This window comes from Nonomuraea sp. NPDC050536, assembly GCF_044457685.1.
In the GTDB taxonomy this organism is placed as follows: domain Bacteria; phylum Actinomycetota; class Actinomycetes; order Streptosporangiales; family Streptosporangiaceae; genus Nonomuraea.
In genome coordinates this window covers 46392-63086 of sequence record NZ_JBITHD010000033.1, presented here as the reverse complement: position 1 = coordinate 63086, position 16695 = coordinate 46392, and the positions used below count along the sequence as shown (strand labels likewise).

Annotated in this window: 16 protein-coding genes; 12 read left to right on the top strand and 4 right to left on the bottom strand. The window is 71.0% G+C overall.

The window, feature by feature from the left end; genetic code table 11:
- Nucleotides 1-2 precede the first annotated feature (2 nt).
- On the top strand, nucleotides 3-992 hold the full coding sequence (locus tag ACIBHX_RS48920; RefSeq protein WP_397075452.1) for a GlxA family transcriptional regulator: 990 nt from the start codon (nucleotides 3-5) through the stop codon (nucleotides 990-992).
- 30 nt (nucleotides 993-1022) lie between these two features.
- Here the strand turns inward: ACIBHX_RS48920 and ACIBHX_RS48915 are convergent, their stop codons facing one another.
- From ACIBHX_RS48915 to ACIBHX_RS48900, 4 genes are all read right to left on the bottom strand, one after another.
- Entirely contained in the window at nucleotides 1023-2672 is a 1650-nt protein-coding gene (locus tag ACIBHX_RS48915) for a glycoside hydrolase domain-containing protein (protein WP_397075450.1), read from the bottom strand.
- A gap of 80 nt (nucleotides 2673-2752) precedes the next feature.
- Entirely contained in the window at nucleotides 2753-4150 is a 1398-nt protein-coding gene (locus ACIBHX_RS48910; RefSeq protein ID WP_397075449.1) for a CHAP domain-containing protein, read from the bottom strand.
- A 379-nt stretch (nucleotides 4151-4529) separates the two neighbouring features.
- Nucleotides 4530-4880, bottom strand: a complete 351-nt coding sequence (locus tag ACIBHX_RS48905; RefSeq protein WP_397075447.1) for a DoxX family protein — start codon at nucleotides 4878-4880, stop codon at nucleotides 4530-4532.
- Nucleotides 4881-5004: 124 nt separating this feature from the next.
- Entirely contained in the window at nucleotides 5005-5475 is a 471-nt protein-coding gene (locus tag ACIBHX_RS48900; RefSeq protein ID WP_397075445.1) for a luciferase family protein, read from the bottom strand.
- 86 nt (nucleotides 5476-5561) lie between these two features.
- Here ACIBHX_RS48900 and ACIBHX_RS48895 point away from each other — a divergent pair, with 86 nt between their 5' ends.
- The 11 genes from ACIBHX_RS48895 (at nucleotide 5562) to ACIBHX_RS48845 (ending at nucleotide 16672) form a co-directional block, all read left to right on the top strand.
- Nucleotides 5562-5714, top strand: coding sequence for a hypothetical protein (locus ACIBHX_RS48895; protein ID WP_397075444.1), 153 nt, complete (start codon nucleotides 5562-5564; stop codon nucleotides 5712-5714).
- Nucleotides 5711-6757 carry an aminotransferase class I/II-fold pyridoxal phosphate-dependent enzyme gene (locus tag ACIBHX_RS48890; RefSeq protein WP_397075442.1) on the top strand — a complete coding sequence of 349 codons (1047 nt, stop codon included), beginning with the start codon at nucleotides 5711-5713 and terminating at the stop codon, nucleotides 6755-6757. Before ACIBHX_RS48895 ends, ACIBHX_RS48890 begins: the two co-directional genes overlap by 4 nt.
- A 454-nt stretch (nucleotides 6758-7211) precedes the next feature.
- On the top strand, nucleotides 7212-7979 hold the full coding sequence (locus tag ACIBHX_RS48885) for a GntR family transcriptional regulator (protein WP_397075441.1): 768 nt from the start codon (nucleotides 7212-7214) through the stop codon (nucleotides 7977-7979).
- A gap of 70 nt (nucleotides 7980-8049) precedes the next feature.
- Entirely contained in the window at nucleotides 8050-9339 is a 1290-nt protein-coding gene (locus ACIBHX_RS48880; protein WP_397075439.1) for an extracellular solute-binding protein, read from the top strand.
- Nucleotides 9336-10268, top strand: coding sequence for a carbohydrate ABC transporter permease (locus tag ACIBHX_RS48875; protein WP_397075438.1), 933 nt, complete (start codon nucleotides 9336-9338; stop codon nucleotides 10266-10268). The genes ACIBHX_RS48880 and ACIBHX_RS48875 overlap by 4 nt, the downstream gene beginning before the upstream one ends.
- Nucleotides 10265-11062: a carbohydrate ABC transporter permease gene (locus ACIBHX_RS48870; protein ID WP_397075436.1), complete on the top strand. Its 798-nt coding sequence runs from the start codon at nucleotides 10265-10267 to the stop codon at nucleotides 11060-11062. The genes ACIBHX_RS48875 and ACIBHX_RS48870 overlap by 4 nt, the downstream gene beginning before the upstream one ends.
- Before the next feature lies 1 nt (nucleotide 11063).
- The gene (locus ACIBHX_RS48865; RefSeq protein WP_397075435.1) at nucleotides 11064-13112 is read left to right on the top strand and encodes a GH36-type glycosyl hydrolase domain-containing protein; all 2049 of its coding nucleotides are present in this window, start codon (nucleotides 11064-11066) and stop codon (nucleotides 13110-13112) included.
- Nucleotides 13109-13963 carry an ROK family protein gene (locus tag ACIBHX_RS48860; protein WP_397075433.1) on the top strand — a complete coding sequence of 285 codons (855 nt, stop codon included), beginning with the start codon at nucleotides 13109-13111 and terminating at the stop codon, nucleotides 13961-13963. Before ACIBHX_RS48865 ends, ACIBHX_RS48860 begins: the two co-directional genes overlap by 4 nt.
- Nucleotides 13960-14724 (top strand): sugar isomerase domain-containing protein, encoded by a 765-nt coding sequence (locus ACIBHX_RS48855; RefSeq protein WP_397075432.1) that lies wholly within the window; start codon nucleotides 13960-13962, stop codon nucleotides 14722-14724. Before ACIBHX_RS48860 ends, ACIBHX_RS48855 begins: the two co-directional genes overlap by 4 nt.
- The gene (locus tag ACIBHX_RS48850) at nucleotides 14721-15452 is read left to right on the top strand and encodes an SDR family NAD(P)-dependent oxidoreductase (RefSeq protein ID WP_397075430.1); all 732 of its coding nucleotides are present in this window, start codon (nucleotides 14721-14723) and stop codon (nucleotides 15450-15452) included. The genes ACIBHX_RS48855 and ACIBHX_RS48850 overlap by 4 nt, the downstream gene beginning before the upstream one ends.
- A complete protein-coding gene (locus ACIBHX_RS48845) occupies nucleotides 15449-16672 on the top strand; it encodes an FAD-dependent oxidoreductase (RefSeq protein ID WP_397075429.1) in 1224 nt (407 codons plus the stop codon). The genes ACIBHX_RS48850 and ACIBHX_RS48845 overlap by 4 nt, the downstream gene beginning before the upstream one ends.
- Nucleotides 16673-16695: the final 23 nt, after the last annotated feature.

The window sequence follows — 16695 nt, the reverse complement described above, 5'->3', positions numbered from 1 at the left end:
CAGTGCCGCCCGGAATACTGCATGTCGGCGTGCTCGCCTACCCTGGCTGTTTCGCCAGCAGCGTGTACGGCGTCCCCGACATGCTCACGATGGCCACACACCTCAGCGGCCGGCTCAATGGAGACACGGTCACGTGCCGGGTCAGCATAGTTTCGCCGCGTAGGTCGGTCACCGCTGCGGGCATGGTGCCCATCGCCGTCACACCGCTCGCGGCCGTTGCCGACCAGCTTGACCTGCTCATCGTCCCCGGGTACGAGACCCCCAACCACGATCTCGACAGCCCGCTACAGCCGCTGCGCCCTGAGATGGCGGCGATCGCCGCACACGCGGCAGCGGACAGACCGGTCGTGTCCACCTGTGTCGGCGCGTTCCTGCTCGGCGCGGCCGGCCTGCTGGACGGCCGGAGGGCGACCACGTGCTGGATGTACGCCGCCGAGCTCGCGCGACGGCATCCCTTGGCCGCCATCCAGCCCGACCGCCTGGTGATCACCGACACCGGCGTCACCACGGCCGCCGCCTTCACCGCCATGTACAACTACGCCCTTGACCTGATCCGCCACCTCTACAGCGACGGCATCGCCCTCGCCACCGCGTGGGCCACCCTCACCGACGATGCCCGTACCTCTGAGACTCCCTACGTCGAACCCGGCCTGCTGCCCCGGCCCGGCGGCGAGTTCGCCGGAGCCGTGATGGCCGTACTCGAGGCCGATCTCGCAGGCCGCTACAACCTGACCGCGCTCGCCGCCTCCGTCAATGTCTCAACCCGCACGCTGCTGCGCCGGTTCCGGGCCGAGACCGGGCAGAGTCCGCTGGAGTACCTGCGCGCCGCTCGCGTCGAGCGGGCCCGGGTGCTGCTGGAGACCACCGACCGCCCAGTCGCCGCCATCGCAGCCGCCGTCGGTTACAGCGACGCCAGCACCTTCGCCGCGCTCTTCGCCGCACGGACCGGCAAACGTCCCCGCGACTACCGGGCGGCCTTCAAACGGGCGTGATGCCCGCGAGGACATCACGCCCGCCCCGGTTCACCCCCAGAAGAAGCCGGTGATTCCCGGATGAGTGCCGTTGAAGGTGGCCGCGCCGTTGGCCCCTTGGACCGCCCGGAAGCCCTGCCAGTTCCCGGAGGGGGTGAAGCGAATGTTGTGGTAGAGGGTCCCGTCGTTCGCAGCCGCGAGGACCTGCAGTGAGCCATCGGGCATTGTTCCGGCGGAGACCCAGTGCCCGGCGAATCCCATCGATCGCCAGCCTTGCCAGGTGCCGTTGGGGTACCGGATGTTGTGGTACAGGTTTCCGTCGTTCCCGATGGCCAGGAGTTGGGCGGAGCCGTCGCCCATTCCCGCGATCGCGAAAGCGGACCCGGAGAAGGTCGTGGCGTTGAACGCTCCGGGGAGGGCCTTCCAGCCCTGCCAGGTGCCGTTGCCGTACCGGATGTTGTGATAGGCGGCGTTGTCGTTGCCGTACGCGAGCACTTGCGACGAACCGTCCGGCATGCCGGTGATGGCGATTCCGGTGTTGGACCTGCCGACCTGGAAATGTGCGCCGCCGGCCGTGCCCGGCAGTTCGCTGAACCCCTGCCAGGAGCCGGACGTGTACCGGATGTTGTGGGTCACGTTCCCGCTTCCGTCCACCGCGAGCACCTGGGCCGAGCCGTCGGGCATCGCGGCGATCGCGCACTGGGAGCCGGTGAGGCCCAACGGGGCCCAGCCCTGCCAGGACGAGTCGGTGTGGCGGATGTTGTGATAGAGACCGTTGCCGTTGCCGATGGCGACCAGCTGCGACGATCCCCCCTTGGCACCCGCGATCGCGACGCCACCGGGTGCGGCGAAGGTCGCGCCGCCCTCGTACCCGGCGACGGCCCGCCAGCCTTGCCACGTGCCGGTGCCGTTCCGGATGTCGTGGTAGACGTTGCCGTCGTTGCCGACGGCGACCAGCTGGCTGGTCGTGGCGTAGGGCTTCGAGATCCCCCACTGGCCGAAGTCGGCGGTGATCACGTAGTTCCAGTCGCACTGCTTGTCGCCGATGTAGACGTACTCCGGAGAGGACTGTTGCCAGATATGGGTGTGCGGGTTGAGGGTGCCGTTGTGGCCGCCGGAGAAGCCCGTTGACTTGGATTGCCAGAACCAGGTGGCCTTTCCGTTGCCGACCAGGTGATCGATGCACCAGGTGCTGGAGTACACGCCGATCCGGCTGGGCGGCAGGACAGAGGCGACCCCGTCCAGGTAGGCGTCCACCGCGGAGAACTGGGAGGGTAATACGTCGAAGTCGAGACTGAAGTAGATGGGCCGGTCGCCGGGAAGACCACAGTCGTTGGCGGCGGCCAGCGCGGTCTGGGCGTTGGACTTACCGGCCGCCGATCCTCCGCTTGTGGGATTCTCGAGCCCCTCGTAGTTGGCGATGACCGCGACACCCTTGGCCGCACAGGCCGCGACCTTGGCTGCCGTCATGCTTCCAGGGCCGTTGGTGTAGTACGAGATGAAGGTGTATCCGGCCGCCGCGGCTGCGCCCGGGTCCGGGTCGGTGTTGGCGTCCAGGCCGGTGGGCCAACCTGCGGCGCGGGCCGGCCGGGCCGCGCCGAGATCGACCGCTGCGAGGGCCAGCGCTCCGGTGGCGGCCATGGCCGCGGAGCCGAGCAGCCGGCGACGGGTGAGACCGAAGGGTTCAGGGTTGCTTCTCATCTCCATGCCTTGCATGCCTTCCGTTCAGGCGTGCCAGGCCCGGTGAGCGGTTGCCAGGCCCGGCACACGGTCTGTGCTGGTCAGTAGGGGAAGCCGCCGATCGACATGGCGCCGCCCTGGAAGGTGGTCGCTCCCTCGTAGCCAGTCAGGGCCCGGAAGCCCTGCCAGTTCCCGGAGGGCGTGAAGCGGATGTTGTGGTAGACCGTGCCGTTCGGAGCCTCGGCGAGCACCTGTGCCGAACCATCGCTGATCGCGGCGATCGCGACCCGGGTGGCGGTGAGGCCCAACGGCCGCCAGCCCTGCCAGGTCCCGTCGGCCCCGCGGATGTTGTGGTAGACGCCGCCGTCGTTCCCGACGATCACGAACTGAGCCGAATCGCCGGCCGGCATCCCGGCCAAGGCGACCGAGCTCGCCGCGACACCGAGCGGCCGCCAGCCCTGCCAGGTCCCGTTGGCGTACCGGACGTTGTGGTAGGCGTTGCCGTCGTTCCCGACCGCGATCAACTGGGCCGAGCCGTCCGTCATCCCGGCGATCGCCGCCGACTTGGCCCGGAAGGTGGCGGCGCCCTCGTACCCGGCCAGGGCTCGGAAGCCCTGCCAGTTCCCGGAGGGCGCGAAGCGGATGTTGTGGTATAGGGTTCCGTCCGGTGCCATGGCCAGGACCTGCGCGGACCCGTTGGGCATGGCGGCGATGGAGACCTGTGCGGCTGCGAAACCAAGCGAGGCCCAGCCCTGCCAGGTCCCGTTGGCGTACCGGACGTTGTGGTAGGCGTTGCCGTCGTTCCCGACCGCGATCAACTGGGCCGAGCCGTCCGGCGTCCCGGCTATCGCGACCGACCTGGCGGCGAAGTGGGCCGCGCCCCCGTAGCCGGCGACAGGCTGGAAGCCACTCCACTTGCCGTTCCCATCCCGGACCTCGTGGTAGATCAGCCCGTCGTTGCCGACCGCGGCCACCTGCGAGCTCAGGTTCGTCTGGTTCGTCGCACCGACCGGGCTCACGTAGCCCAGGAACTTGTTATCCGGTGACGGACCCTCGATCTTCCGCTCGAGTTCGCTGGCGGTTCCGCTATACCGCGACACTTTGCCGCCCTGGTTGCCGCCGACCTCGGTGATGACACCATTCGCATCCACCGACTCCACCAGGCCCACGTGGGCGCCCTCCGTGGGGAAGGCGGGCGACCCGAAGATCATCGCGTCTCCAGGCTGCGGGGTGTAGCCGGTGGGGTCGTGCCAGGTTCGGTTGTTGTGCCCGTAGTCGGTGAAGGTGGTGACCGTCCAGCCGAGGGACGAAGTGTCGACATCGCCGTGTTGCCACGCCCAGACCGCGAACGCGGCACACCACTCCTCGCTACAGTCGATGCCGTCATATTCGGAAGAACAGCTCTTCCCGATTTGGCTGTCGGCGGCACTGACGATCTGGCTGCGGCTGACCGACGCCGACGCCGTACCGGCCCCGACGCCGACCAGCGCCGAACCCATCAGCAGACCGGCCGCCAGGAGCCGAACGGGCCAGGTGACCGACCGCCCTCTTCGTGTTCTCCGCGCAGGACTCAACACATCGCCCCCTTCGAGAGGTGAAGATCGAACTCTGGTGATCGTCATCTTCGGGAAGCAGGCCTGAAAGATCGAGGGGCTGGATCGCCATCGTCAACGGCGATCTCGCCATTTCGTGGAGCACCGGACCCCGGCGGCGTGGAAGCGCCGCAAGCGGGAGCAGGAAGCGCGTGGCGGTCAGCCGTCTCCGGCGGGCGGGCAGATCGGGCAGTGGTGACGGCTGGGCATCACCAGGTAGCGGGCGAGTTCTCCTTCGAACCCGTCGCTGAGGTCGGTGCAGGACCGGCGTACAGTTCCCGACGGCTCAGGCAGTCGCGATGCCGAGCAGTGTGGGGGCGGCGGCCAGCAGGAGCAGGACGGCAGGCACAGGGGCTCCCTTCAGGTCGCGGGCACGCAGGTGGGTGAGCACGGCGCCGGCGAAGTACAGGACGACACCCGCGCCCGCGGCGATGCCGAGAGGACGGTAGGCGATACCGATCAGCAGTCCCAGGGCGCCGGCGAGCTCCAGCGCGGCCAGGCGCGGGAACCAGCTTTCCGGCACGCCGACCTTGGTCAGACCCGCCGTGATCTTCTCGTCCTTGACGAGCTTGGCCCGGCCGGAGCCGATCAGGGCGATCGAAAGCAGGATTGCGGTGAGTACGTAAGCGACGGACATGACTCTCCAAGAGGGGGCCGCCCGTGGCCGGGAGCGGCCACGGGCGATCGGGGGTCAAGTGGTGATGGCGAACGTGGTGCTCAGGCGGGAGACGAACTCGGTTTCGACGCCGCCCGGATGTTGGTCAGGGGAGTTGGCTGGACGCCTGCTGCCAGGAGGCGCGCAGAGCTGCGACGGCGACGGCGAGCTCGGCCTCGTCGCGGGGGGCGTACAGCATCACGATCGTGTCCGGCCACTGCGGCCGCAGGCTGATCGGATGGGCCTCGACCCAGCCGGCCTCGGTCAGGGGGTCGATAAGGGGAGCGGGCAATGTGAGGTGCATGAATCCGGCCCGGTGGATGTGTCCGAACTCGTCGCGGCTGGGATGCAGGAACGCCTGCCACGGACCGCGGGGTTCGTGCAGCCGCAGGGCGAGGGACGAGGGCTCCGACACCTGGCTGGGGCCGGTGAAGACTCCCGGTAGTGACTCTGCCTCCTTGATCAGGGCAGCCCGGATCTCCGGCGGGGAGAACTGGTCCATCTGGTCATGCGGGATCTCCAGGCCGGTGGTGGTCGGCCGGGGGCCGACTCGGCGTGGCGGAGTGTTGATGTTCATATGGAACCGCACTTTCTGTGCGCTGGTTACTTCTTGTTCGCTCCCAGAGTCTGGTCGACAACGGCCGGATGACGGAAGAAGGCACTTTGTCCGTCGTACCGAACACAGATGTGCGTGCGGCGATCGGCGTGAGCGCCTCGACCTGGCAGCTCCGCGACGTCCTCGACCGGGTGGGCGACAAGTGGAGCGTGCTGGTGACATCGGTGTCTCATCGTTCTCCGCCACCCCTGAGCGAATGAAGACGCTCAATATGGTCACCTACTTCTCCGCCGGCACTCGGTGGGCACAGCGACCAGGATCCACGGTCGACTTGGACAACGCCCGCGGCAAGAAGATCGCCGTGCAGGTCGGCACGGTCTCACTGGACGACGCCACCGCCCGCTCCAAGAAGTGCGTCGACTCCGGCAAGCCCGCCCTCGCCATCGACCAGTACCAGGCGCAGAGCGACGCTACCGACGAGGCGATCAGGGACGGAGTGCTCACCCCCGGCACCAAACTCCCGCCCGTCCGGCAGGTGGCCGACGGCCTGGGCCTGTCCCCGACGACGGTCAACGCCGCCTGGCAACTGCTCGCCCGTTCAGGCGTCCTGCACGCCGACGGCCGGCGCGGCACCACCGTCGCCGAGCCTCGTCCTACCGGTCCGCGCCGCTACTGGCAGGCGGGCGGGCGAGTGGCCGACCTCGGGCTCGACCTGGCTTCGAGCGAGCCGGACCCGGCCTTGCTGCCGGATCTCGGCCCGGCGCTGAGCCGGGTGCACACCACGCCTCCAGGCGCGTACCTTGACGACTCGGTGCTGCCCGCGCTCGAGGAGTTGCTCCGCGAACGGTGGCCGTACCCCGTCGAACAGTTGACCGTCGTCGACGGCGCGATGGACGCCATGGACCTTCTGGCGACCTCGCTGCTGAGAATCGGCGACCGCGTGGTGGTGGAGGATCCCGCCTTTCCCCACCTGATAGATCTGCTGGACGCGCTGGGCACACAGATCATCGGCGTTCCCCTGGACGGCGAAGGACCCCGGCCCGACCGGCTGCGCGACGTCCTCGAGAGCAGCAGGCCCGCCGCGGTCTTCCTGCAACCCCGCGCCCACAACCCGGCCGGCATCTCATGGACCCCACAGCGAGCCGCCGAACTCGCGTCGGTGCTCGCCGAGTTCCCCGGCTCGGTCGTGATCGAGGACGACGCGGGCGGCGACGTCGCCGCGGCGCCGCCGATCTGCCACGCAGAGCTGGCCCACCACCTCGCGATCGCCGCCCGCGCCGGCAGACGCTCCCGGCCCCGCTAGCACGGACGGAGAACCCTGAGAGGGCATCTGATGGCTGTCTCTCATGGGCTGGCTGCATTTCAGTCCCAACCGTTCGTACTCGTGCAGGGCGTGCCGCAGGTGGCGTTCGTTCCATACGAGGCAGCGGTCGAGAAGCTCGTGACGGCACGACTGCACCCACCGCTCCATGATCGAGTTCATCGAGGCCAGTAGGGCATCAGCTTGCGAAGCGCAGGAAGTCGGCCCAGATGGTGGACGCCCGTTCTGGCGCCGGAGCCGCGGTCGGCGCATCCTCGTGGGGCAGCGAGGTCAGGAGGGCGGCGAGGAAGGGCCGGTCCTCGCGCGCGAATCTCGCGCTGGTGTCAGGCCGTGACCGGTTGGACGGCTGGGCCGCATAATGGCGAGCTCGTTCTGTTGACATCCCGCGTCCCACAGGGCAAAGATACGGTCGTCCGTACAACTTAGAACGGAAGCCATGACTGACTGGGAACGCCGGCTGGCCCTCGACCCATCGGCCGTCCTGCCGCTCTATTACCAGTTGCGCGAGCGCCTGCGGGCGGTCATCCGCGACTGCGAGCCCGACACCCTGATCCCCGCCGAGAAGGACCTCATGGCCTACGCGGGCGTGAGCAGGGCGACCGCGCGCCGGGCGATCGGCGACCTGGTCCAAGAAGGGCTGCTGGTGGCCAGGCAGGGCAGCGGCACCTACACCGCGCCGCTGGCCGTCGCGCCTGAGCTGGGCGCGCGCCCGGCCGGCTTCACCGAGACGATGGCCAGGCTCGGCCGCAAGCCGACCACGCAGGTGCTCCTGGCCCGCCTGCAGCCGGCGGGCGCCGACGTCGCCGTCGCGCTCGGCCTGCGGGAGGGGCAGGACGTCGTCTTCGTCGAGCGGCTGCGGCTGCTGGAAGGCGAGCCCTGCATGGTCGAGAGCGCCCACCTGCCCGCCGAGCTGGTGCCCGGAATCCTCGACGAGGACCTGACCGGCTCCCTCTACGACCTGCTCCGGATGAAGTACGGCCTGGCCCCCGCGAACGGCAGGGAGACGATCGGCGCCGTCAACGCCGACTACCGGCTCGCCGGGCTGCTGCGCGTGCCCATGGCGGCGGCCCTGCTCGCCACCGCCCGCAGCACCAGCACCGAGAGCGGGGCCGCGCTCGAATACACCATCCGCCACGCCCGTGGCGACTTCGCCGTGTTCTCCGTAGAGCTCAACGACGCCAAGAACGCCCTGATGGGCCAGTAACCCCCCAACGCCACCTCCCCGTGCGGCGCCGCCGTACCGGTGGCGGAGCACTGCCTTCCGGAGGTTGAGCATGACCATCACCCGGCGCGACCTGCTCAGAACCGCCGCGCTGACCACGGCGTCCGGCCTGCTCGCCGCCTGCGGTTCCGGGGCGGGCCAGGAGGCCGCCGTGCCCGCCGACGGGGTGCCGCGGGGGAAGATCTCCGTCTGGCTGCACCAGACCAAGGCGTACGACGCGGTCTTCACCCCCCTGCTGCACAGCTACATGCAGGAGTTCGGCGGCGTCGACATCACGCCGCTGTACGTGCCCGTCGACAAGTTGGACGCCAAGCTGCTGACCGCCTTCGCCGGGAACGTCCCGCCCGACCTGTTCAAGATCGGTGGCTGGACGATCCCAGGCCACGCGCGCAAGGGCAGGCTCGCGCCGATCATCCCCAAGGCTATGGGCGTGGCCGACCAGAAGGCCCTGGTTCAGGGCTACGACGAGCACGCGATCAACTCGCTGTCCTACGACGGCAGGCTGTACGGCGTCCCCATCGACTACACGATCTGCTTCCTCTACTACCGCCGTGACAGGTTCGCCGAGGCCGGGCTCGACCCCGACAAGCCGCCCACCACGTGGGAGGAGGTCGCCGAGTACAGCAAGCGGCTCACCTCGGCCGACGGCAAGAAGGTGGGCCTGCAGTGGATCCTGGGCAACCCGCAGTGGACCCTGATGCAGTTGCTCGCGCTGGTCAAGGGCAAGGGCGGCGGGATTCTCAGCGCCGACGCCGCCAAGGCGACGCTGGCCACGGATGCCGGCGTCGAGGCGCTGCGTTACTACGGGAGCCTGGGGAACGCGAAGCTGTCGAATCCGCTGTCGGGCTTCGGGCTGTTCGCCACCGGAGAGTCGGCCATGGTGGTCTCTGGACTGTTCGCGATGGACCTGTTCCCCACACTGAACAAGAAGCTCACCTTCGGCCAGGTCTTCGACATCGCCCCGCTGCCGCGCTGGGACGCGGGCCCGCCCGTCGCCCCCGCCTACACCTGGGGCTGGGCGGTGGCCGCGCAGTCGAAGCTGCAGTACACCGCCTGGCACTTCGTCGACTACCTCCAGCGCGAGGACGTCGCGGCCAGGCAGCTCAAGGACGCGAGCCTGCTCACCCCGGTCAAGGGGTGGGAGAAGCTGCCAGGAGCCGACCAGAAGGCGCTGGACATCATGGCGGCCTCCGCGCCGCACGCCGACTTCGGCCCGCAGACGCCGGTGTGGAACGAGATGGCCAAGGCGCTGACCGACGCCGCCGACTCGGTCGCCTTCGGCAAGCGGACGCCCGAGCAGGCGGCGGCCGACTTCGACCAGGCGATGCGGATCGCGCTGTGACCCTCTCCTCACAGACCCTCTCCCCACGGCTCGCGCCGCCGGTCGCCCAGGTCTCAGGAAGGGGGCAGCGGTGGGCGGAGGCCCGCACGGGCGGCCTGCTCGCGCTGCCCGCGGCGGTCTACTTCCTGGTCTTCTGGGTGGTGCCGTTCTGCTCGGCCGTCTACCTCAGCTTCACCGGCTACGACCTCGCGGGACCGCCCACGTGGACCGGCCTCGACAACTACCGCAGGATGCTGGACGACCCCGCCTTCTGGAACTCGGCCAAGGTCACCGCCGTGTACACGGTCGGCTCCGTCGTCCCGTCGATCGTGCTCGGCCTGGCCATCGCGCTGCCCCTGAGCAAGCCGGGCAGGCTCAACGGCGTCCTGCGCGCACTGGTCATGATCCCGGCGGCGATGCCGCTGGTGGCGACCTCCATGGTGTGGTCGGTCATCTTCGCGGACCGGGGCCTGGCGAACGCGCTGATCGGGCTCGTCGGGATCGGGCCGCAGCCGTGGCTGACCGACGACGGGCTCGCGCTCTGGGCCCTGGTGATCATGACGACGTGGAAGCACCTCGGGCTGTTCGTGGTCATCCTGACCGCGGGGCTGCAGGGGCTGCCGCGGAGCGTGTTCGAGGCGGCCGCCCTCGACGGCGCCGGCCCGGTGCGCATCTTCTCCCACATCACCCTCCCGCTGCTGCGCCGCACCCTGCTGTTCGTGCTGGTCATCGCGGTCGTCGGAGCGATGCAGTCGTTCGTGCCCGCCTTCCTGCTCACCAAGGGCGGCCCGGCGGGCGCGACCGAGGTGCTGCCGCTCTACCTGTGGGCTACCGGCTTCGGATTCGAGCGCATGGGGTACGCGTCGGCGATCGCCATGGTCCTGCTCGTGGCCATGCTGGCGCTCTCGCTCGTGCAGTTCGGCGTACTCAGAGGAGGCGATGACGGGTGAAGGCGCTACGCGGCACGCTGCTGACCCTGGTCGTGGCGGTCATGCTGCTGCCGGTGTACGCGATGCTGGCGGTCTCGTCCGCGTCCGACGCCACCGACCTCGGCGGGCTCTCCTTCGACATCGCCCAGCTCGGCGAGCACGTCTCGCGGCTGTTCGGCAACGGCGGCTTCCCCCTCTACCTGCGCAACAGCGTGATCCTCTCGCTCGGCGTCGCCGTCCTGGAGGTGGTCTTCTCCGCGGCGGCCGGATACGCGCTCGCGCAGCTCAGGTTCCCCGGCAGGAGCGTGCTGTTCGCGGTCGTCGTCGGGACGCTGTCGCTGTCGCCGATCGTGGTGCTCGTGCCGATGTACGTCATCGTCAGGGAGCTGGGCTGGATCAACTCCTTCCAGGGCATGATCGTGCCGTTCATGGTCAGCGCGTTCGGGGTGTTCCTGGTCCGCCAGTTCGCCCTGTCGGTGCCGCGCGAGCTGCTGCTCTCCGCACGCGTGGACGGCGCCGGCGAGCTGCGGATCTTCCTCCGCATCGGAGTGCCGCTGCTGCGTCCGGCGCTGCTCACGCTCTTCCTGCTGCAGTTCCTCGCGCAGTGGGACAACCTGATCTGGCCGCTCGTCGTGGCCAACGATCCCGGCCTGTGGCCGCTGCCGGTGGGCCTGTCGCAGCTCCAGACCGAATACGACTTCAGCATCGGCCTGGTCAGCACGGCGGCCCTGATCACAGCCGTGCCGCCGCTGGCGCTGATGTTCGTCCTCCAGCGCTACTACGTCGCTGGGCTGACTCTCGGAGGAGTGAAGTGAGATGAGCGCGTTCGGCCAGTGGACCACCGCGCACGGGCTGCCCGCCTTCGCGTACACGATGGACCAGGAACGGGACCCGCGGGCGGAGTGGGACCCCGTCCTGGACCCACCCACCCGCCGTCACGTCGTCCACCTGGGGAATCGGCGGATCACGCTGGTGGCCGACAACTACGGCCGCACCGACCTGTTCGACGAGCACACCGGGCTGCTGTGGCTCACCCGCGGCGCGGGCGTCACCCAGGTGGGCGGGCTTTCGACGGATGTCTCGGGCTCTGAGCGGGTGTTCGGGCCGACGTTCGCGACCACCCGGGTGGCCGACGACCGGCTGGCCCTGGAACGCACGGTGCTCTGCCCCGAGGGCGAGCAGCCGTGGGTGCTGATCCGGCTGCGCGTGCGCAACCTGCTCGGCGAGCCGGTACGGCTGACGCTGACCGAGGCGTGGACGGCCAGGCCCGCGCGGATCAGGCTCATCACCGGGGCGGAGCCCAGCGAGGACCCCGGCCTGGAGCTGGAGCTCCTGGGCGGCCCCAGGACCACGACCGGGCGGCTCGCCGTCCCCCTGGAGCTGGAAGCGCACGGCGAGCGGCTGATCGAGCTGAGGTACGGCCTGCTCGACGACGGCCCTGCCCCACCAGACGACGACGCGACGGCCTCGTCCGAGGGGGGCACTGCCGCGCGAGGGCGGGACGCCGGGCCGTCGTTCGAGGAGAGCCTGGCCGCGCTGCGGGATCGGCTGCCTCGGGCCTGCGCCCCCCAGGCGCCCGAGGCGGAGCGGGAGATCCCGTGGCACGCGGCCCTGTTGACCGGCGCGGCCTGCGCCGACGGCGTGCTCGGCGGCCACACCCTGGACCAGGGGTCCTGCTACTCCTTCAGGCACGGGTTCAACGGCGCAGCACGCGACCCGCTGCAACACGCGCTGCCGCTCGTTTACATCGAGCCGGACCTGGCGCTGTCCGTGCTGCGCAACACCTGCGCGTGGGGCAGCCCGGACGGCGACCTGCCGTACGCGCTCGGACCGGACAAGCAGCCATGGACCGACGTGTTCCGGCCGTCGGACCAGAACCTGTGGGCGCTCTGGCTGGCGGCCGAGTACCTGTCCGCGACCGGCGACAGGGCGGCCTTCGACGCGGCCGTGCCGTACCACCCGGTCCACCAGGCGGCGCCGGTGCCGCTGGGAGAGCACCTGCGCAGGCAGTTCAGGTTCTTCGTCGACGAGGTGGGACGCGGCGAGCACGGCCACGTCCGGATACTGAACGCCGACTGGAACGACATGGCCATCAACGAGAGCGGAGTGGACCATGAGGTGATGATCGCGCAGGGTGAGTCGGTGCTGAACTCGGCCATGGCCGCCTGGGTGCTGCCCCGGTACGCGGTGCTGGCCGAGCGGCTCGGCGACCACGCGACCGCGGCCGAGGCCCGCGCTCTCGGCGAGGAACTGCGCGGCTTGGTGGCAGGGGAGTGGAACGGCCGGTGGTTCCGGCGCGCGTACGGTCCCGGAGCGGTCGTCGGCGACTCCGACCTGTGGCTGGAGGTCCAGCCATGGGCCATCCTGTGCGGCGCGGCCCCGCCAGAGCGGGCGGTCGAGCTGCTGCGCACCATCGAGCGGACGGCCGCCGCCGGCTCGCCGCTGGGCGCCCGCCTGCGCTGGCCCGCCGGGGGCGGCCACGATCCCAACGGCGCCGGCACCATCTGGTACGCGATCAACATGACACTGATCTGGGCCGCCGCCGAGCACGTCCCCGAGCTGGGCTGGCGATGGTGGCGGCAGATGACCCTGGCCGCGCACGCCGCCGCCTACCCGGACGTCTGGGAGGGCACCCTGTCAGGGCCGGACGCCTACCTGGCGCCCGAGACCGACCGTCCTGGCCGCACCTGGGACCTGGCCGACGTCGGCGTCGCCATGCAGGCGTACCCGGTGGCCAACCTGCACAGCCACTCCCAGCCGCTGCTGGCCTACCTGCGGCTGCTCGGCGTCGAGCCGTTCCGCACGGCGCCCGAAGCGGGCGGCGGCGCCCGGTTCGCCTCGCGCGTCCTGAAGGTAGGGCCGTGACGCTGCTCGGGGTCGACGTCGGCGGCACGTACATCAAATGGGCGCTGCTCGACGGGGACGCGGTGGCCGGCTCGGGCGTCGTCAGCACGCCGCCGGGCCCCGACGAGACGGTGGCCCTCGTGGCCTCGCTGGCGGTCCGGGGCGTCGAGAGCGTCGGCATCGGGCTGCCCGGCCACGTGGACAGGGAGACCGGCACCGCGCTGTTCGTGCCGAACCCGCCGGGAGACTGGGACGGGTACCCGGTCGGCCCGCGGCTGAGCGCGCTCACCGGTACTCCGGTGGCCGTGGTCAACGACGCCCGGGCGTTCGCACTGGCCGAGCTGCTTCTCGGCGCCGCCCGAGGGTTGCCCGACGTGCTGTTCACCGTGCTCGGCACCGGGGTGGGCGGGGCGGTGGCCGCGCGCGGTGCGATCCTCGTCGGCCCCCGCGACAACCTCGGCGAGATCGGGCACGTCACGGTCGACCCGTGGGGGGCGCCGTGCTGCTGCGGCGGCAGGGGATGCGTCGAGACGTTCGCCGGCGGGCCCGCGATCGTGCGGGCCTTCGGCTCGGGCCCGCCCGAGGCGGTCGCCGCGGCCGCCAGGGCGGGCGACGGGCGCGCGATCGAGGTGCTGGCCAGGGCCGGCTGGGCGCTCGGCGTCGCGCTGGGCGACGCGGCGTCGCTGCTCGGAGCCGGCGCGGTGGTCGTGGGCGGCGGCGTGGCCGGCGCGCTCGACCTCATGAGCTCCGCCCTGCACGCGGAGCTGGAGCGGAGGCGTCCGCTCATCGGTGACATCGCGGTGCTGCCCGCCATCCTCGGCCCGATGGCCGGGGCGATCGGCGCCGCCCTCTATGGAAGGAGATCCAGTTGAAATGGATAAGGCAGGCGATGGAACTGCTCGGCGAGATCGAGCGGACACAGGAGGACGCCCTGGCGGCGGCGGCCCTGATCGCGTCCTCCGCCATCGGCGGCGGGGGTGTGGTGCACACGTTCGGCACCGGGCACTCGCGGATGGGCGTGGAGGAGATGTTCCCCCGCTACGGCTCCTATCCGGGCTTCCACCCCATCGTCGATCTGTCGACGACGTTCTACACCCAGGTGGCAGGGTCGAACGGGATGCGGCAGGCGATGTTCATCGAGCGGGTCGAGGGGCTCGCCGACGCCATCCTGGCCAACTTCGAGCTGCGGCCGAGCGATGCGGCGATCGTGTTCAGCGTCAGCGGGCTCAACGCGGTGCCGATCGAGATGGCCATGGGGCTGCGCAAGGCGGGGCTGCCCGTGGTGGCGGTGACGTCGATGCGGGAGACCATGGCGGCCGAGCCCGGCCATCCCAGCGGGACGCGGCTCGCCGACCACGCCGACGTGGTGATCGACCTGCGGACCCCGGTGGGCGACGCGCTCTGCTCCGTTGACGGCCTGGCCGAGCCCGTCGGTCCCGGCAGCACGCTGGCCGCCGTCTCCGTGGTCAACGAGATCAAGGTGCGGACGGCGGAACTGCTCGTGGCGGGCGGATGGGTGCCGCCGGTCATCTCCAGCGCCAAGCTCGTCGGCGGCCCGCGCTCGGAGGAGCTGTTCGAGGCCGCCTACCTGGAACACGCCCGCCGCGCCGCCGCGGTGCTCAGGAAGCCATGAGCGAGCGCTCGACGTCCACCGCGAGAGATGCCGCGGCGGGTGCCGTGTTGGTGGCCGGGGCAGCGGGCGGCATCGGGCGCGCGTGCGTCGAGGCCGTCGAGGCCTCCGGCGCCGCCGCCTTCGGCGTGGATCTCGCCGACGGGATCGACATCACCGCCCCCGGCGGGGTGGAGCAGGCGCTGGCCAAGGCTACGGCCGCGCACGGGCGGATCTCCGGGGTCGTGCACGCGGTCGGCATGTCCGGCAGGTCGCTCGGCGACGGCGGCGTGACCGAGTGCACCGACCTGGCATGGAGCGAGGTGCACAGGGTCAACCACGAGTCGGTGTTCCGGCTGCTGCGCGCGGCCATCCCGGCGATGCCGCGGGGCGGGTCGATCGTGGTGATCGGCTCCGCGCTGGGCTCCTCGATCGACGACGACTTCCGCACCGTGGCCTACGCCTCCGCCAAAGGCGCGCTGATCCCGCTGATCAGGAGCGCGGCTCGGGAGGCCGCGCCGCACGGGGTGCGGGTCAACCTGATCTCCGCCGGGCTGGTGACCACGCCGATGAGCCGCCGCGCCCGGACGTCCGAGGCCATCCAGGCCAGGTTGCCCTCGCTGATGCCGCTCGGCGCCCGGCCGTGCCTGCCGGAGGAGGTCGCCCAGGTCGTGCTCTGGCTGCTCTCGCCGTCGTCCGGACGGACCACGGGCGCGGTCATCCCCGTCGACGGAGGGTGGCACCTGCGGTGAACGTGCTGTGGGAAGGCGACGTGATCGTCGCGGGCGGAGGCAGCGCCGGGTGCGCGGCGGCCGTGGCCGCGGCACGTGCCGGGGCGTCGGTCCTGCTGGTGGAGTCGGCGGGGTTCCTCGGCGGCACGGGCACCGCCGTGCTCGACACCTTCTACGGCTTCTACGCGCCCGGCCCCGCACAGCGGCGGGTCGTCGGCGGCATCGGCTGGGAGGTGTGCGAGAGGCTGTTCGAGGCCGGGGCCGCCTTCGAACGGCCCAACACCTACGGCGCGGGAACCGGGGTCACCTACGAGCCCGAAGAGCTGAAGCTCGTCTGGGACGCGCTCACCTCGGACGACGCCGTGCTCCTGCACGCCAGGGTCTGCGACTTCGTGCCCGGCACCGGTGTCGTCGTGGAGACCGTGGCGGGCCGGTTCCTGGCCGGGGCGCGGGTGGTGGTGGACGCCACGGGAGACGCCGAGGTGGCCTGGCGGGCGGGGGCGGCGCTCGAACGTCCGGGCATGCGGCTCCAGCCGATGACCGCCACGTTCCGGCTCGGCGGGGTGGACCCGTCGGCCACCAGCACGGCGGAGCTGCACGCGCTGATGGCCGAGGCGGATCTGCCGAGGCGCGAGGGGTCCGTGCACAGGACCGTGCACGACGGGATCGTGCACACCAACCTCACCCGCGTGACCGGCCTCGATCCGACCGACCCGTTCGAGCTGGCGAGGGCCGAGCGGGAGGGGCGGCGGCAGGTCCGCGAGTACGTCCGCTTCCTGCGCGAGAAGGTGCCGGGATACGGCTCGGCCGTGCTGCTCGGCACGTCGGTGCGCATCGGGGTGCGGGAGTCCAGGCGGCTGGTCGGACGGTACGTCCTGACCGCCGACGACGTGCTGGCCGGGAGGGACTTTCCCGACACGATCGCCCGGTGCGGCGCGCCCATCGAGGACCACGACGCGGGGGCGGGCACTCGGTGGGAGTACGTCCGCGACTACGGCACCTACGGCATCCCCTATCGCTGCCTGCTCCCCGTCGAGGTCGGCGGGCTGATCGTGGCGGGGCGATGCCTGTCGGCCACGCACGACGCGCACGCCTCCGCCCGGTCCATGGGGCAGTGCATGGCGATGGGGCAGGCAGCCGGGACGGCCGCGGCGCTGGCCGCGCGGGCAGGCGTGGAGCCCGCGGCGGTGGACGCGGACGCGCTACGCGACCGGCTACGGGCGGAAGGAGCGCTGCTGTGACGGTTCGGACGGTGCCAGGGGAC

What these genes read in the sequence shown, in the direction of transcription:
- ACIBHX_RS48915 (WP_397075450.1), bottom strand. Translation starts at nt 2,672, where the DNA reads ATGAGAAGCAACCCTGAACCCTTCGGTCTCACCCGTCGCCGGCTGCTC.
- ACIBHX_RS48910 (WP_397075449.1), bottom strand. Translation starts at nt 4,150, where the DNA reads ATGGGTTCGGCGCTGGTCGGCGTCGGGGCCGGTACGGCGTCGGCGTCG.
- ACIBHX_RS48905 (WP_397075447.1), bottom strand. Translation starts at nt 4,880, where the DNA reads ATGTCCGTCGCTTACGTACTCACCGCAATCCTGCTTTCGATCGCCCTG.
- ACIBHX_RS48900 (WP_397075445.1), bottom strand. Translation starts at nt 5,475, where the DNA reads ATGAACATCAACACTCCGCCACGCCGAGTCGGCCCCCGGCCGACCACC.
- ACIBHX_RS48890 (WP_397075442.1), top strand. Translation starts at nt 5,711, where the DNA reads ATGAAGACGCTCAATATGGTCACCTACTTCTCCGCCGGCACTCGGTGG.
- ACIBHX_RS48885 (WP_397075441.1), top strand. Translation starts at nt 7,212, where the DNA reads ATGACTGACTGGGAACGCCGGCTGGCCCTCGACCCATCGGCCGTCCTG.
- ACIBHX_RS48880 (WP_397075439.1), top strand. Translation starts at nt 8,050, where the DNA reads ATGACCATCACCCGGCGCGACCTGCTCAGAACCGCCGCGCTGACCACG.
- ACIBHX_RS48865 (WP_397075435.1), top strand. Translation starts at nt 11,064, where the DNA reads ATGAGCGCGTTCGGCCAGTGGACCACCGCGCACGGGCTGCCCGCCTTC.
- ACIBHX_RS48850 (WP_397075430.1), top strand. Translation starts at nt 14,721, where the DNA reads ATGAGCGAGCGCTCGACGTCCACCGCGAGAGATGCCGCGGCGGGTGCC.